This window comes from Streptomyces sp. NPDC087787 (genome assembly GCF_044743035.1).
Taxonomy (GTDB): domain Bacteria; phylum Actinomycetota; class Actinomycetes; order Streptomycetales; family Streptomycetaceae; genus Streptomyces.
In genome coordinates this window covers 38,493-55,447 of the sequence record NZ_JBIUVQ010000028.1, presented here as the reverse complement: position 1 = coordinate 55,447, position 16,955 = coordinate 38,493, and the positions used below count along the sequence as shown (strand labels likewise).

Here is a 16,955-nt window from a genome sequence, read left to right as displayed (position 1 = left end):
CAGAGATGAACGCCCCTGCTGAGAACGTAGTCGAGGCACTGCGCGCCGCGGTCAAGGAGACCGAGCGGCTGCGGCGCCGCAACCGGACGATCGTGGCCGCGGCCCGGGAGCCGATCGCCGTGGTCGGCATGGGCTGCCGCTTCCCCGGCGGCGTCGACTCACCACAGGCCCTGTGGGAGATGGTCGCCGGCGGCACCGACGTGATCTCCGAGTTCCCGGACGACCGCGGCTGGGACCTGGAGGCGCTGCGCACCAGCGGCACCGACGACCGGGACACCTCGGTCAGCCAGCGCGGCGGCTTCCTGGACTCGATCGCCGGCTTCGACCCCGGCTTCTTCGGGATCTCGCCGCGCGAGGCCGTCACCATGGACCCGCAGCAGCGGCTGCTCCTGGAGACGTCCTGGGAGGCGATCGAGCGCGCCCGCATCGACGCCACCGGGCTGCGCGGCACCCGCACCGGCACCTTCATCGGCACCAACGGGCAGGACTACGCCTACCTGCTGGTGCGGTCCCTCGACGACGCCACCGGCGACGTCGGCACCGGCATCGCCGCCAGCGCCGTCTCCGGCCGGCTGTCGTACACCTTCGGCCTGGAGGGGCCGGCGATCACCGTCGACACCGCCTGCTCCTCCTCGCTGGTCGCGCTGCACCTCGCCGTGCAGTCGCTGCGCAACGGCGAGTGCACCCTGGCGCTGGCCGGCGGCGTCAACGTGATGTCGACGCCGGGCTCCCTGGTCGAGTTCAGCCGGCAGGGCGGCCTCGCCCGCGACGGCCGCTGCAAGGCGTTCGCCGACTCCGCCGACGGCACCGGCTGGTCGGAGGGCGCGGCCGTGCTCGTCCTGGAGCGCCTGTCCGACGCCCAGCGCAACGGCCACCCCGTGCTCGCCGTCGTCCGCGGCTCCGCCGTCAACCAGGACGGCGCCTCCAACGGCTTCACCGCCCCCAACGGCCCCTCCCAGCAGCGCGTCATCAGGCAGGCCCTGTCCAACGCGGGCCTGAACACCGGCGACGTCGACGCGGTCGAGGCGCACGGCACCGGCACCCCGCTCGGCGACCCCATCGAGGCCCAGAGCATCCTCGCCACCTACGGGCAGGACCGGGAACAGCCCCTGCTGCTCGGCTCGATCAAGTCGAACATGGGCCACACCCAGGCCGCGTCCGGCGTCGCCGGGATCATGAAGATGGTCATGGCGATGCGCAACGGGGTGCTGCCGAAGACCCTGCACGTCGACCGGCCCTCCACCCACGTCGACTGGACGGCGGGCAAGGTCGAGCTGCTCACCGAGAACCGCCCCTGGCCCACCGCGCCCGACCGGCCCCGCCGCTCCGGCGTCTCCTCCTTCGGCGTCAGCGGCACCAACGCGCACGTCATCGTCGAGCAGGCGCCCGAGACCCCCGCGGCCCAGCCGGAGGAGACCCCGGCCGCGCCCCGCACCGCGGGCGTCCTGCCCTGGGTGCTCTCGGCGCGCTCCGCCGCCGCCCTGCGCGAGCAGGTCGCCGCCCTCGTCGCCCACCTGGACACCCCCGGTGCCCCCGGCGCGCTGGACACCGCGTACTCGCTGGCCACCACCCGCGCGGCCCTGGAGCACCGGCTCGCCGTCGTCACCGGCGCGGACGGCACCGCCGGCCGCGAGGCGCTCACCTCCTGGCTGGTGGGCGGCCCCGCCCCGGACGCCCACGAGGGCCAGGCCGTCGGCCGCACCCGCAGCGCCTTCCTGTTCTCCGGGCAGGGCGCCCAGCGCCTCGGCATGGGCCGTGAACTCCACGCCCGCTTCCCCGTGTTCGCCGAGGCCCTGGACCGCGTCCTCGACCTGCTCGACGAGGAACTCGGCGCGAGCCTCGCCGACATCGTCTGGGGCGACGAGGAAGCCCCGCTGAACGAGACGGGGTTCACCCAGCCCGCCCTGTTCGCGGTCGAGGTCGCCCTCTACCGGCTGGTGGAGTCCTGGGGCGTCACCCCCGACTTCGTGGCCGGTCACTCGGTCGGGGAGATCGCGGCCGCGCATGTGGCGGGGGTGTTCTCGCTGGAGGACGCCTGCCGGCTGGTGGCCGCGCGTGCGGGTCTGATGCAGGCGCTGCCGGGGGGCGGTGCCATGGTCGCGGTGGAGGCGACCGAGGACGAGGTGCTGCCGCTGCTGACCGAGGGTGTCGCCGTCGCCGCCGTCAACGGTCCGACCTCCGTCGTGGTGTCCGGTGAGGAGGCGGCCACCCTCACGGTCGCCGAGCAGTTGGCGGCGAAGGGCCGTCGTACCAGCCGTCTGCGGGTGAGCCACGCCTTCCACTCGCCGTTGATGGACCCGATGCTGGAGGACTTCCGCGCGGTCGCGGAGACGCTCTCCTACGACGAGCCGCGCATCCCGGTCGTCTCCAACCTCACCGGCGCCATGGCGGCGGACGGGCAGTTGACCGACCCGGAGTACTGGGTGCGTCATGTCCGCGAGGCCGTCCGGTTCGCCGACGGCGTCCGCGCGCTCGCCGAGGCCGGCGCCGACGTCCTGCTCGAACTCGGCCCCGACGGCGTGCTCGCCGCCCTGGCCCAGCAGTCGGCCACCGCCGTCACCGTCCCGTTCCTGCGCAAGGACCGCCCCGAGGAGCACAGCGCCGTCACCGCGCTGGCCCGGCTGCACACGGCCGGCGTCACCGTCGACTGGGCGGCGTTCCACGACGGCACCGGCGCCCGTACCGCCGAACTGCCCACCTACGCCTTCCAGCACGAGCTTTACTGGCCCAAGGCGACCGCGACCGCCGTCGACGCCACCGGTCTCGGCCTCGCCTCCGCCGACCACCCGCTGCTCGGCGCCGCCATGTCGGTGGCCGGTTCCGACGAACTCCTGCTCACCGGCACCCTGTCGCTCGCCACCCACCCGTGGCTCGCCGACCACAGCGTCGGCGGAACGGTCTTCTTCCCCGGTACCGGCTTCCTGGAGCTGGCCGTGCGCGCCGCCGACCAGGCCGGCTGCGACCGGGTCGAGGAACTGGCCGTCGACACGCCGCTCGTGCTGCCTCCCACGGGCGCCGCGCAGATGCAGATCTCCGTCGGTTCCGCCGACGAGGACGGGTCGCGCGAGCTGCGGTTCTTCACCCGGCCCGGCGAGGACTTCGACGCCGAGTGGACCCAGCACGCCACGGGCCGTATCGGCTCGGGCGAACACCTCATCGGCTTCGACACCACCGTATGGCCGCCGCGTGACGCGGAGGCCGTCGACATCGAGGGACTGTTCGACCGTCTCGCCTCGGACGGCCTGGACTACGGTCCGGTCTTCCGCGGAGTACGTGCGGTGTGGCGTCAGGACGACACGGTCTACGCCGAGGTCGCGCTGCCCGACTCGGTCGAGGACGCCGTCGCCTTCGGTCTGCACCCGGCGCTTCTGCACGCGGCCCTGCACGGCACCGTGTTCCTGTCCGACGACAGCAGCCTGCTCCCCTTCGCCTGGGAGGGCGTGTCCCTGCACGCGGACGGGGCGAGCACGCTGCGGGTGCGGATCGCCTCGTGCGGCGAGGACGCGGTGCGGATCGCGGCGGTCGACCCGGCCGGTCAGCCGGTCGTCTCCGTGGAGTCGCTGACGCTGCGTGCCGCGGACGCGGAGGCCGGTGCCCGGCCACGTCGCGATGACGCCAACTCGCTCTTCCGCGTCGACTGGACCCCCCGTACGGTCGCCGCCCCGGCCGCTCCTGCCACCTGGGCCGTGCTGGGTGATGACCCGTTCGGTCTGACGGCCGCGCTCGCCGCGGACTCCGAGGCGGTCGCGGGCGTTCACGCTCCGGCCGCCACGCTTGAGGAACTGGCCGCCCGGAGCGGGGCCGTTCCGGACATGGTCGCCGTCACGGTCCGCGGCGATGTCGACCAACGGTGCGAGGCCGCACATGAGTTGGCCCGTGAGGTGCTTGCTCTGGTGCAGGAGTGGCTGGCCCAGCCCGCCTTCTCCTCCTCCCGGCTCGTCGTGGTGACCCGCAGCGCCGTCGCCGACGGCGAGCACGGCCCGCTCGATCTGGCCGCTGCCCCTGTGTGGGGTCTGGTGCGCTCCGCCCAGTCCGAGAACCCGGGCCGGCTGCTTCTGGCCGACGTCGACGACACGGCCGAGTCCCTGGCCCGACTGCCGCTGCTCGCGGGGCTGTTCGACGCGGAGGAGCCGCAGGCCGTCGTCCGTGAGGGCACCGTCCGTGTCGGCCGGCTCGCCCGCCTCGAGTCCGGTGGCTCTCCCGTGCGGTCCCTGGATCCCGAGGGCACCGTCCTGGTCACCGGCGGTACCGGTGGTCTGGCTTCCGAGCTGGCCCGCCACCTGGTCGCCGAGCACGGCGTCAGGCACCTGCTGCTGACCAGCCGCCGCGGACCGGACGCCCCCGGTTCCGCCGACCTCGTGCAGGCGCTGGCCGATCTCGGGGCCGAGGCCACGGTCGCCGCCTGTGACGTCGCCGACCGTGACGCGCTCGCCGCGCTGCTCGCCTCCGTCCCGGCCGGGCACCCGCTGACCGCCGTGGTGCACACGGCGGGTGTCCTCGACGACGGCATCGTCGCCTCTCTCACCCCGGACCGCCTCGACGCCGTGCTGCGGCCGAAGGTCGACGCGGCCTGGCATCTGCACGACCTCACCCGTGACCTCGACCTGGCCGCCTTCGTCGTGTACTCCTCGACGGCCGGTGTCATGGGCAGCCCCGGGCAGGCCAACTACGCGGCGGGCAACGCCTTCCTGGACGCCCTCGCCGCCCACCGCCATGCTCTCGGCCTGCCCGCCACCTCCCTCGCCTGGGGAGCCTGGGAGCAAGGCGTCGGCATGACCGGCCAGTTGAGCGGCCAGGACGCGCGCCGGATCAGTGACGCCGGTGGGATGCCGCTGCTGTCCGTCGAGCGGGGCCTGGCCCTCTACGACGCCGCCATGCTCGCCGGCGAGCCGCTCGTGGTGCCGCTCGGTCTGGCCGGCGGTGGCCCGTTGCCCGCCGGTGCCGGCGTTCCCGCCCTGCTGCGCGGACTGGTCCGTACCGGTGGACGCCGGGCCCGGGCGGCCACCGCCGCGGTCGCCCGCGCCGGACTGGCCGAGCGTCTCGCGGTCCTGCCCGAGGAGCGGCGCCGGCCGTTCGTCGTCGACCTGGTGCGTGCCGAGGCCGCCGCGGTCCTCGGACACGGTTCCGCCGATGCCGTCGACGCCCGCCGGGAGTTCCGCGGTCTCGGCTTCGACTCGCTCACCGCGATCGAACTGCGCAACCGGCTCGGCAAGGCGACCGGTCTCACCCTGCCCGCAACGCTCGTCTTCGACTACCCGACGCCCGAGCAACTCGCCGACCATCTCCTGGACGAACTGCTCGGCGCCGACGCCGTCGAGATCTTCGCCGCCCCTCGGACCGCTCCCGAGGTGACCGACGACCCTGTCGTCATCGTCGGGATCGGCTGCCGCTTCCCGGGCGGTGTCGGATCGCCCGAGGAACTGTGGGACCTCCTGGCGTCCGGTACCGACGCCGTCACAGGCATCCCCGCCGACCGTGAGTGGGAGTCGTCGGCGCTCCTCGGCGGTGAGGCCGGTGCCGTGGCCGCGCGGGGCGGATTCCTGCGCGACATCGCCGGCTTCGACGCCGGGTTCTTCGGCATCTCGCCGCGCGAGGCCCTGGCCATGGACCCGCAGCAGCGCATCCTCCTCGAGGTGGCCTGGGAGGCCGTGGAGCGCGCCGGTGTCGATCCGGCCACCCTGCGCGGCTCTCGCACGGGTGTCTTCATGGGCGTCAACGGCCAGGACTACTCCAGTCTGGTCATGAGCTCCCGCGACGACGTCGCCGGCCACGCCACCGCGGGCCTCGCGGTCAGTGTGGTCTCGGGACGTCTCTCCTACGCGCTCGGCCTGGAGGGTCCCGCCCTGTCGGTCGACACGGCCTGCTCCTCGTCGCTGGTGTCCCTGCACCTCGCCGCGCAGGCGCTACGGGCGGGGGAGTGCAGCATGGCGCTGGTCGGTGGCGTCACCGTGATGACCACGCCCGCCAACTTCGCCGGGTTCTCCCGGATGGGCGGTCTCGCCCAGGACGGCCGCTGCAAGGCGTTCTCCGACTCCGCCGACGGCACGGGCTGGTCCGAGGGCGCGGCGGTGTTCGTGGTGGAGCGTCTCTCCGACGCCCGTCGCGCCGGGCACCGCGTGCTGGCCGTGGTGCGTGGTTCCGCCGTCAACCAGGACGGTGCCTCCAACGGCCTCACGGCCCCGAACGGTCCTTCCCAGCAGCGGGTGATCCGCCAGGCGCTGGCCAACGCGGGCCTGAACACGAGTGATGTCGACGCCGTCGAGGCGCACGGCACCGGCACCCCGCTCGGCGACCCGATCGAGGCGCAGGCCCTGCTCGCCACCTACGGCAGCGACCGCGACCCGCAGCAGCCGCTGCTGCTCGGTTCGGTGAAGTCGAACATCGGTCACACCCAGGCCGCCGCGGGTGCCGCCGGACTCGTCAAGATGGTCATGGCGATGCGCAACGGCGTGCTCCCGCGCACCCTGCACGTCACCGAGCCGTCCACGCACGTCGACTGGTCCCTGGGCGCGGTGCGGCTGCTCACCGAGGAGACGGTGTGGCCGGAGACGGGACGGGCCCGCCGGGCCGGTGTGTCGTCGTTCGGTATCAGCGGCACCAACGCCCACGTCATCCTTGAGGGCGCTCCCGAGGAGCCGGTGCCCGCACCGGCTGCCGGCCGGCCGGTGCCCGGCGCGATCGCCTGGCCCGTCTCGGCGAAGTCCGAGGCCGCGCTCGACGCCCAGGTGGAGCGGCTGCGGGAGTCCGCCGACGCGCTGCCCGCGCTCGACACCGCGTACACCCTGGCCACCGGCCGCTCCCACTTCGAGCACCGGGCCGTCCTGCTCGCGGCCGACGGCACCCTCACCGAGGCCGCCCGGGGCGTCGCCGAACAGCGCCGTACCGCCTTCCTGTTCTCCGGGCAGGGCGCCCAGCGCCTCGGCATGGGCCGTGAACTCCACGCCCGTTTCACGGTGTTCGCCGAAGCCTTCGATGCCGTCGCCGCCCTCCTGGAGACCGGGCACGGTACGTCCGTCCGCGACGTGATGTGGGGCACCGACGAAACGGCCCTGAACGCCACCGCGTTCACCCAGCCCGCGCTGTTCGCGGTCGAGGTCGCCCTGTACCGGCTGGTGGAGTCCTGGGGCGTCACCCCCGACTTCGTGGCCGGTCACTCGGTCGGGGAGATCGCGGCCGCGCATGTGGCGGGGGTGTTCTCGCTGGAGGACGCCTGCCGGCTGGTGGCCGCGCGTGCGGGTCTGATGCAGGCGCTGCCGCGGGGCGGTGCCATGGTCGCGGTGGAGGCGACCGAGGACGAGGTGCTGCCCCTGCTGACCGAGGGTGTCGCCGTCGCCGCGGTCAACGGTCCGACGTCCGTCGTGGTGTCCGGTGAGGAGGCGGCCACCCTCGCGGTCGCCGAGCAGCTGGCTGCGAAGGGCCGCCGTACCAGCCGTCTGCGGGTGAGCCACGCCTTCCACTCGCCGCTGATGGACCCGATGCTGGAGGAGTTCAGGGCCGTCGCGGAGACGCTCTCCTACGACGAGCCGCGCATCCCCGTCGTGTCCAACCTGACCGGCGAGGTCGCCGCCGCGGGCACGCACACCGACGCCGGCTACTGGGTGCGTCATGTCCGCGAGGCCGTGCGGTTCGCCGACGGTGTCCGCGCGCTCGCCGACCGGGGCGTCACCGCCTTCCTGGAGATCGGCCCCGACGGTGTGCTCTCCGCCCTCGCCGCCGCCTGTCTGACCGACTCCGACGCGGTCGTCGTGCCGGCGCTGCGCAAGGACCGCGACGAGACCGTGTCCCTCCTCGGCGGCGTCGCCCGGCTGCACGTCGCCGGTGTCGACGTCGACTGGTCGGCCCCCCTGTCCGGCACCGGCGCCCGCATCGCCGAGCTGCCCACCTACGCCTTCCAGCACGAGCGTTACTGGCCCAAGGCGGCCCTTGCCGCCCTGGACGCCTCCGGCCTCGGTCTGGCCTCGGCCGACCACCCGCTCCTCGGCGCCGCCATGTCGGTGGCGGGTTCCGACGAACTCCTGCTGACGGGCTCCCTGTCGGCCGCCACCCACCCGTGGCTCGCCGACCACGTCGTCGGCGGCATGATCTTCTTCCCCGGTACCGGCTTCCTGGAGCTGGCCGTGCGCGCCGCCGACCAGGCCGGCTGCGACCGGGTCGAGGAACTGATGATCGCCGCGCCGCTCGTGCTGCCTCCCACGGGCGCCGTACAGGTGCAGATCTCCGTCGGCGCGGCGGACGAGGACGGGTCGCGCGAGCTGCGGTTCTTCACCCGGCCCGGCGAGGACTTCGACGCCGAGTGGACCCAGCACGCCACGGGCCGCATCGGCTCGGGCGAACACCTCATCGGCTTCGACACCACCGTATGGCCGCCGCAGGACGCGGAGGCCGTCGACATCGACGGCATGTTCGAGCGCTATGCGTCCGACGGCTTGGAGTACGGCCCGGTCTTCCGTGGACTGCGTGCCGTGTGGCGCCAGGACGACACGGTCTACGCCGAGGTCGCGCTGCCCGACTCGGTCGAGGACGCCGACGCGTTCGGCCTGCACCCGGCGCTCTTCGACGCCGCCCTGCACTCCACGGTCTTCCTGTCCGCCGAGGGCGACGACCGCAGCCTGCTGCCGTTCGCCTGGGAGGGCGTGTCCCTGCACGCGGACGGGGCGAGCACCCTGCGGGTGCGGATCACCTCCTGTGGTGACGACGCGGTGCGGATCGCCGCGGTCGACCCGGCCGGTCAGCCGGTCGTCTCCGTGGAGTCGCTGACCCTGCGTGCCGCGGGCCCGGAGCCCGAGTCGCGCCGTGACGACGCCAACTCGCTGCTCCGCGTCGACTGGACCCCCCGTACGTTCGCCGCCCCGGCCGCTCCCGCCACCTGGGCCGTGCTGGGTGATGACCCGTTCGGTCTGGCCGCCGCGCTCGCCGCGGACTCCGAGGCGGTCGCGGGCGTCCACACCCCGGCCACCACGCTTGAGGAACTGGCCGCCCGGAGCGGGGCCGTTCCGGACATGGTCGCCGTCACGGTCCGCGGCGATGTCGAACAACGGCCCGAAGCCGCACACGAGTTGGCTCGCGAGGTGCTTGCTCTGGTGCAGGAGTGGCTGGCCGGACCCGCTTTCGCCTCCTCCCGGCTCGTCGTGGTCACCCGGAACGCCGTCGCCGACGGCGAGCGCGCGCCGCTCGATCTCGTGGCGGCGCCGGTCTGGGGTCTGGTGCGCTCCGCCCAGTCCGAGAACCCGGGCCGGCTGCTGCTGGCCGATGTCGACGACACGGCCGAGTCCCTGGCCCGACTGCCGCTCCTTGCGGGACTGTTCGACGCGGAGGAGCCGCAGGCTCAGGTCCGCGAGGGCACCGTCCGCGTCGGCCGGCTCGCCCGCCTCGAGTCCGGTTCCTCTCTCGTTCCGCCGGCCGGGACGCCGTGGCGGCTGGGCAGCCGTGTCAAGGGCAGCCTCGACGGTCTCGCCCTGCTGCCGCATCCGGAGGCTCTGGAGCCGCTGGCCGGCCGGCAGGTGCGCATCGGGATCCGCGCCGCGGGCCTCAACTTCCGCGACGTGCTCAACGCTCTCGGTATGTACCCCGGTGAGGCGGGCCTGTTCGGCTCCGAGGCCGCAGGCGTCGTCACCGAGGTCGGCCCGGACGTGACGGGTCTCGCTCCCGGTGACCGGGTCATGGGCATGGTGTTCGGCGGGTTCGGTCCGTCGGGTGCCGCCGACGAGCGTCTGCTGACCCGGATCCCCGACGGCTGGTCCTGGGAGACCGCGTCGTCCGTGCCGCTGGTGTTCCTCACCGCTTACTACGCGCTGAAGGATCTCGCCGGGCTGAGGGCGGGGGAGAAGGTCCTGATCCATGCCGGTGCCGGTGGTGTCGGTATGGCGGCGATCCAGATCGCCCGTCACTTCGGCGCGGAGGTCTTCGCGACGGCCAGTGAGGGCAAGTGGGACGTGCTGCGCTCCCTCGGGGTCGCCGACGACCACATCGCGTCCTCGCGCACCCTCGACTTCGAGGCGGCCTTCGCAAAGGTCGCGGGGGAGGGAGGCCTCGATGTCGTCCTGAACGCTCTGGCCGGTGAGTTCGTCGACGCGTCGATGCGGCTGCTCGGCACGGGCGGCCGGTTCCTGGAGATGGGCAAGACCGACATCCGGGACGCCGGCTCCGCCTCGGACGGCATCACCTACCGGTTCTTCGACCTGGGCATGGTCGACTCCGACCACATCCAGCGGATGCTGCTCGACCTCGTCGGCCTCTTCGAGCGGGACGTGCTGTCCCCGCTTCCGGTCCGTGCCTGGGACGTCCGCCGCTCCCGTGAGGCCTTCCGCTTCATGAGCATGGCCAAGCACATCGGCAAGATCGTGCTGACCATGCCCCGAGCCCTGGACCCCGAGGGCACCGTCCTGGTCACCGGTGGCACCGGCGGTCTCGCCTCCGAGCTGGCCCGCCACCTGGTCGCCGAGCACGGCGTCAGGCACCTGCTGCTCACCAGCCGACGCGGGCCCGACGCCCCCGGTGCCGCCGACCTCGTCCAGACGCTGGCCGAACTCGGCGCCGAGGCCACGGTCGCCGCCTGCGACGCCGCCGACCGTGACGCCCTCGCCGCGCTGCTCGCCTCCGTCCCGGCCGAGCACCCGCTCACCGCGGTCGTGCACACGGCGGGTGTCCTCGACGACGGCATCGTCGCCTCCCTCACCCCGGACCGCCTCGACACCGTGCTGCGGCCGAAGGTCGACGCCGCCTGGCACCTGCACCACCTCACCCGCGACCTCGACCTGGCCGCCTTCGTCCTGTACTCCTCGACCTCCGGCGTCTTCGGCAGCCCCGGCCAGGCCAACTACGCCGCGGGCAACACCTTCCTGGACGCCCTCGCCGCCCACCGCCAGGCCCTCGGCCTGCCCGCAACCTCGCTCGCCTGGAACGCCTGGGAGCAGGGCAGCGGCATGACGAGCGGACTGAGCGACGAGGACATGCGCCGCATCAACGACAACAGCGGCATGCCGCTGCTGTCCGTCGAGCGGGGCCTGGCCCTCTACGACGCCGCCACCCTCGCCGACGAACCGCTCGTCGTGCCACTGGGCCTCGGCGGCAACGGCTCGCTGCCCCCCGGCATGAGCGTCCCCGCGATCCTGCGCGGACTGGTCCGCATCGGCGGACGCCGGGCACGGGCCGGCACCGCCGCGGTCGCCCGCGCCGGACTCGCCGAGCGTCTCGCGGTCCTGCCCGAGGACCAGCGCCGGCCGTTCCTGGTCGACCTGGTGCGTACCGAGGCCGCCGCGGTCCTCGGACACGGTTCCGCCGACGCCGTCGACGCCCGCCGGGAGTTCCGCGGTCTCGGCTTCGACTCGCTCACCGCGATCGAACTGCGCAACCGGCTCGGCAAGGCCTCCGGCCTCACCCTGACCGCCACCCTGGTCTTCGACTACCCGACGCCCCAGCAGCTCGCCGACCATCTCCTCGACGAACTGCTCGGCGCCGACGCCGCGGAGGCCTTCACCACCCCGCGGAGCGCCGCCGCCACGTCCGACGACGACCCCGTGGTCATCGTCGGGATGGGCTGCCGCTTCCCGGGCGGTGTCGGATCTCCCGAGGAACTGTGGGACCTCGTGGCGTCCGGTACCGACGCCATCACCGGTTTCCCCGCCGACCGTGAGTGGGAGTCCTCGGCGATCGGCGGCGAGCTGGGCGACCTGTCCGGACAGGGCGGATTCCTGAGCGACATCGCCGAGTTCGACGCCGACTTCTTCGGCATCGCGCCGCGCGAGGCCCTCGCCATGGACCCGCAGCAGCGCATCCTGCTCGAAGTCACCTGGGAGGCCGTGGAGCGCGCCGGGCTGGACCCGGCCGCGCTGCGCGGAAGCCGCACCGGTGTCTTCATGGGTGTCAGCGGCCAGGACTACTCCGGTCTGGTCATGCGGTCCCGCGACGACATCGCGAGCCACGCCACCACCGGCCTCGCCGTCAGCGTGGTCTCCGGCCGCCTCGCCTACACGCTCGGCCTGGAGGGCCCCGCCCTCTCGGTCGACACCGCCTGCTCCTCGTCGCTGGTCTCCCTGCACCTCGCCACCCAGGCACTGCGGTCGGGGGAGTGCAGCATGGCGCTGGCCGGCGGTGTCACCGTGATGACCACCCCCGCCAACTTCGCCGGCTTCTCCAAGATGGGCGGTCTCGCCCAGGACGGCCGGTGCAAGGCGTTCTCCGACTCCGCCGACGGCACGGGCTGGTCCGAGGGCGCGGCGGTGCTCGTCCTCGAGCGCCTCTCCGACGCCCGCCGCGCCGGACACCGGGTGCTCGCCGTCGTGCGCGGCACCGCTGTCAACCAGGACGGCGCCTCCAACGGCCTGACCGCCCCCAACGGGCCCTCCCAGCAGCGGGTGATCCGCCAGGCGCTGGCCAACGCGGGCCTGCGGCCCGGCGACGTCGACGCCGTCGAGGCGCACGGCACCGGCACCCCGCTCGGCGACCCGATCGAGGCGCAGGCCCTGCTCGCCACCTACGGCAGCGACCGCGACCCGCAGCAGCCGCTGCTGCTCGGCTCGGTGAAGTCCAACATCGGCCACACCCAGTCCGCGGCCGGTGCCGCCGGACTCGTCAAGATGGTCATGGCGATGCGCAACGGCCTGCTCCCGCGCACCCTGCACGTCACCGAGCCGTCCACGCACGTCGACTGGTCCCTGGGCGCCGTCCGGCTGCTCACCGAGGAAGCCGCCTGGCCGGAGACGGGACGGGCCCGCCGGGCCGGTGTGTCGTCGTTCGGCATCAGCGGCACCAACGCCCACGTCATCCTGGAAGGCGCCCCCGAGCCCGCCGCGGCCGAGCGTCCCGCCGAGGACGCCGTGACCCCCGCCGTCACCCCGTGGGTCGTCTCGGCCCGTTCCGGGCAGGCGCTCGACGCCCAGCTGGAACGGCTGCGCGCCCATGCCGCCGCACACCCCGAGGTGTCGGGCGCCGACATCGGCCTGTCCCTCGTGACGAGCCGGTCCTCCTTCGAGCACCGGGCCGTCCTGCTGGCGGGCCCCGACGGCGTCACCGAGGCCGCGCGCGCCGAGGCCGGCGCCCGTACACCGGCGTTCCTGTTCTCCGGACAGGGCGCCCAGCGCCTCGGCATGGGACGCGAACTCCACGCCCGCTTCCCGGTGTTCGCCGAGGCCCTGGACACCGTGCTGGACCTGCTCCACGCCGAACTCGGCTTCTGTCTGCGGGAGGTCATGTGGGGCGACGACCCGGAACAGCTCAACCGCACCCGCTGCACCCAGCCCGCGCTGTTCGCGGTCGAGGTCGCCCTGTACCGGCTGGTGGAGTCCTGGGGCGTCACGCCGGACTTCGTGGCCGGTCACTCGGTCGGGGAGATCGCGGCCGCGCACGTCGCCGGGGTGTTCTCACTGGAGGACGCCTGCCGGCTGGTCGCCGCACGCGCCCGCCTCATGGACGCGCTGCCCGAGGGCGGCGCCATGGCCGCCGTCGAGGCCACCGAGGACGAGGTGCTGCCGCTGCTCGGTGACGGCGTCGCCGTCGCCGCCGTCAACGGCCCCGCCTCCGTCGTCGTCTCCGGCCCCGAGGACGGCGTCGGGCAGGTCGTCGCCCGCCTGGAGTCGGCCGGCCGCCGTGTCTCCCGGCTGCGGGTGAGCCACGCCTTCCACTCGGCCTTGATGGAGCCGATGCTGGAGGAGTTCCGCACCGTCGCCGAGAGCATCGCCTACGCCGAGCCGCGCATCCCCGTCGTGTCCAACCTGACCGGCGAGGTCGCCTCCGCGGGCACGCACACCGACGCCGGCTACTGGGTGCGTCATGTCCGCGAGGCCGTGCGGTTCGCCGACGGTGTGCGCGCGCTCGCCGACCGGGGTGTCACCGCCTTCCTGGAGATCGGCCCCGACGGCGTACTGTCCGCGCTCGCCGCCGCCTGTCTGCCCGACTCCGACGCGGTCGTCGTGCCGGCGCTGCGCAAGGACCGCGACGAGACCGTGTCCGTCCTCACCGCCCTGGCCCGGCTGCACACCGCCGGCCTCGACGCCGACTGGACCGCCGTCCTCGCCGGTACCGGTGCCCGCACCGTCGAACTGCCCACCTACGCCTTCCAGGGCACCCGCTTCTGGCCCGACACCACCGCCGCCCCCGGCGACGCGGGCGGACTGGGCCTGGACGCCGGAGGGCACCCGCTGCTCACCGCCGCCACGGCGGTCGCGGGCTCGGACGAGACGCTGCTCAGCGGACGCCTGTCCGCCGCCGCACAGCCCTGGCTCACCGGCCGCGTGAGCGACGGCACCACCACCCTGCCCACCGCGGTCCTCGCCGAACTCGCGCTGCACGCCGCCGACGCCTGCGACCGCACCACCGTCGAGAACCTCACCGTCAGTGCGCCCCTGGTGCTCACCGACAAGCGCCCCCAGCGCCTCCAGGTACTGGTGGCCGCCCCCGACGGGACCGGCCGGCGCGCCCTCACCGTGCACACCCGCGCGGACGGCGACGGCGCCCCGTGGATCGAGCGGGCCACCGCGGCGCTCACCGACGCGCCCGCCGCCCCCGCCGCGCCCGACACCGTATGGCCGCCCGCCGACGCCACCCCGGTCGACGAGCTGCCCGAACCCACCGGCGCGGCCGTGCTGCGCGCCGCCTGGCGGCACGGCGAGGACCTCTTCGCCGAGGTCGAGATCACCGAACAGGGCCCGGCCGAGCAGGCGTTCGCCCTGCACCCGGCGCTGCTGGACACGGCGGTCCGCGCCGCCGTCGTTCTCAACGGAGACGGAGACGGAGACGGAGACGGAGACGGAGGCGGAGGCGGAGACGGCGACGACACCCTCGACGCCGTCGCCTGGGACGGGCTCGTCCTGCACGCCGCGCACCCCGCCCTCCTGCGGGTACGGCTCACCGCCACCGGCGACGACACCTGGGCGCTGGAGGCGACCGACCCGCAGGGCGGCCCCGTCCTCTCGGTGGCCTCGCTCACCCTGGGCGCCGCCGCCGCACACGGCACGGACGCCCCCGCCGCGGACGACGCCGCACTGCTCAGCCTCGACTGGGTCGCGCCCGCCCCGGCCCCGCGCCCCGGCGGCAACGGCCCGTGGACGGTGCTCGGCGACGGGCTGCCCGGCCTGGACACCGCGCTCGCCGCGGTGGACAACGTCCTGCCCGCCCGCGCGCACTCGCTCACCGAACTGCTGGACAGCGGGGCACCCCTGCCGTCGCTGATGCTCCTGCCGGTCGAGGGCGACCCCGCCGCCGGGGACGACCTGCCCGCCGCCATCCGCGCCGCCACCGCGACGGTGCTCGACCTGCTGCGCGAGTGGACCTCCGAACCCCGCACCGCGGACTCCCGCCTCGTGATCGTCACCCGCGGGGCCGTCGCGGCCGGCCGGGAGGACGTGACCGACCTGGCGGCGGCAGCCGTCTGGGGCCTGGTCCGCTCCGCCCAGTCCGAGAACCCGGGCAGCTTCCTGCTCCTGGACCTCGACCCGGCCGCCGGCGCCGACGCGACCGGCGCCGCCGTCCTGGCCTCGCTGCCCGCCCTGTTCGACGCGGGCGAGACCCAGGCCGCCGTCCGCGGCGGCGCGCTCACCGTCGCCCGCCTCACCCGCACCGAGTCCGCCGTCACCCCGGCCGCCGACCAGGTCCGTGCCTGGGACCGCGACGGCACCGTACTGATCACCGGCGGCACCGGCGGCCTCGGAGCCGTACTCGCCCGCCACCTGGTGACCGGCCACGGCATCAAGCACCTGCTGCTGGCCGGCCGCCGCGGACCCGACGCACCCGGCACGACCGCCCTGTGCGAGGAACTCTCCGCGCTCGGCGCCGAGGTCACCGTACGGGCCTGCGACGTCTCCGACCGGGCCGCCGTCGACGCGCTCCTCGCCTCACTGCCGCCCGAGCACCCGCTGACCGCGGTCGTGCACACGGCCGGTGTCCTCGACGACGCCACGATCGGATCGCTCACCGCCGACCGGCTCAACACCGTGCTGCGCCCCAAGGCGGACGCCGCCTGGCACCTGCACCGGGCGACCTCGGCCCTGCCGCTCGCCGGATTCGTCCTGTACTCCTCCGTGGCCGGCGTCACCGGCGGCCCCGGACAGGGCAACTACGCCGCCGCCAACACGTTCCTCGACGCGCTCGCCGCGCACCGGGCGGCCCAGGGCCTGCCCGCCCTCTCGCTCGCCTGGGGACCCTGGGGCCAGGGCGCCGGCATGACCGGCACACTCACCGACGCCGACATCGAGCGCATGGAGCGCTCCGGGATGCCACCGCTCACCGAACGCCAGGGCCTCGCCCTGTTCGACGCGGCGAACGGCCAGGACGAGGCACTCGCCGTGGCGATCCGGGTCGCCCGGTCCGCCGCGGCCGCCGACACCGGCGACGTCCCCGCGGTGCTGCGCTCCCTGGTCCGCACCCGGCGCCGCGCGGCGGCCACGGCCGGCGCCGACGGGCTCGCCCGCCGCCTGGCCGGCCTCGGCGCCGAGCAGGGGCACGAGACCCTCGTCGCCCTGGTCCGCCAGGAGACGGCCGGGGTGCTCGGCCACTCCGGTGCCGACGCGGTCCCCGCCGACCGGGACTTCAGCCGGCTGGGCTTCGACTCGCTGATGGCGGTCGAACTGCGCACCCGGCTCTCCGCGGCCACCGGTGTGCGGCTGCCGTCCACGCTCGTCTTCGACCACCCGACGCCCACCGCCGTCGCCCTGCACCTGGCCGGCTCCCTGGTGGGCGGGGAGCGGAGCGGCACGGCCGCGTTCCCGCTGGCGGCGCTCGACCGGCTGGAGGCGGAACTGTCCGCCGACGGCATGGACGAGGCCACCCGCCGCGGGGTCGCGGGCCGGTTGCGGCGGCTGCTGGCCGCCTGGGACGGCTCGGGCCCCGGCTCGGACGGGGACGGACCGGCCGTCGGTGAGCGGATCGAGGCGGCGAGCGCCGAGGAGATCTTCGCCTTCATCGACAACGAACTCGGCCGGTCGTCGAACTCCTGACCCGGGCCCACTGCAACTACGCGAGAA

1 protein-coding gene is annotated in these 16,955 nt (G+C 74.5%); it reads left to right on the top strand.

The genetic code is table 11. The annotated features are described in order from the left end of the window. The first annotated feature begins 5 nt into the window (after positions 1-5). Positions 6-16,928 (top strand): SDR family NAD(P)-dependent oxidoreductase, encoded by a 16,923-nt coding sequence (locus ACIOWN_RS31770; protein WP_401984126.1) that lies wholly within the window; start codon positions 6-8, stop codon positions 16,926-16,928. The last annotated feature ends 27 nt before the right edge of the window (positions 16,929-16,955 follow it).

Coding starts and splice junctions, on each gene's coding strand:
- ACIOWN_RS31770 (WP_401984126.1), top strand. CDS start 6: ATGAACGCCCCTGCTGAGAACGTAGTCGAGGCACTGCGCGCCGCGGTC.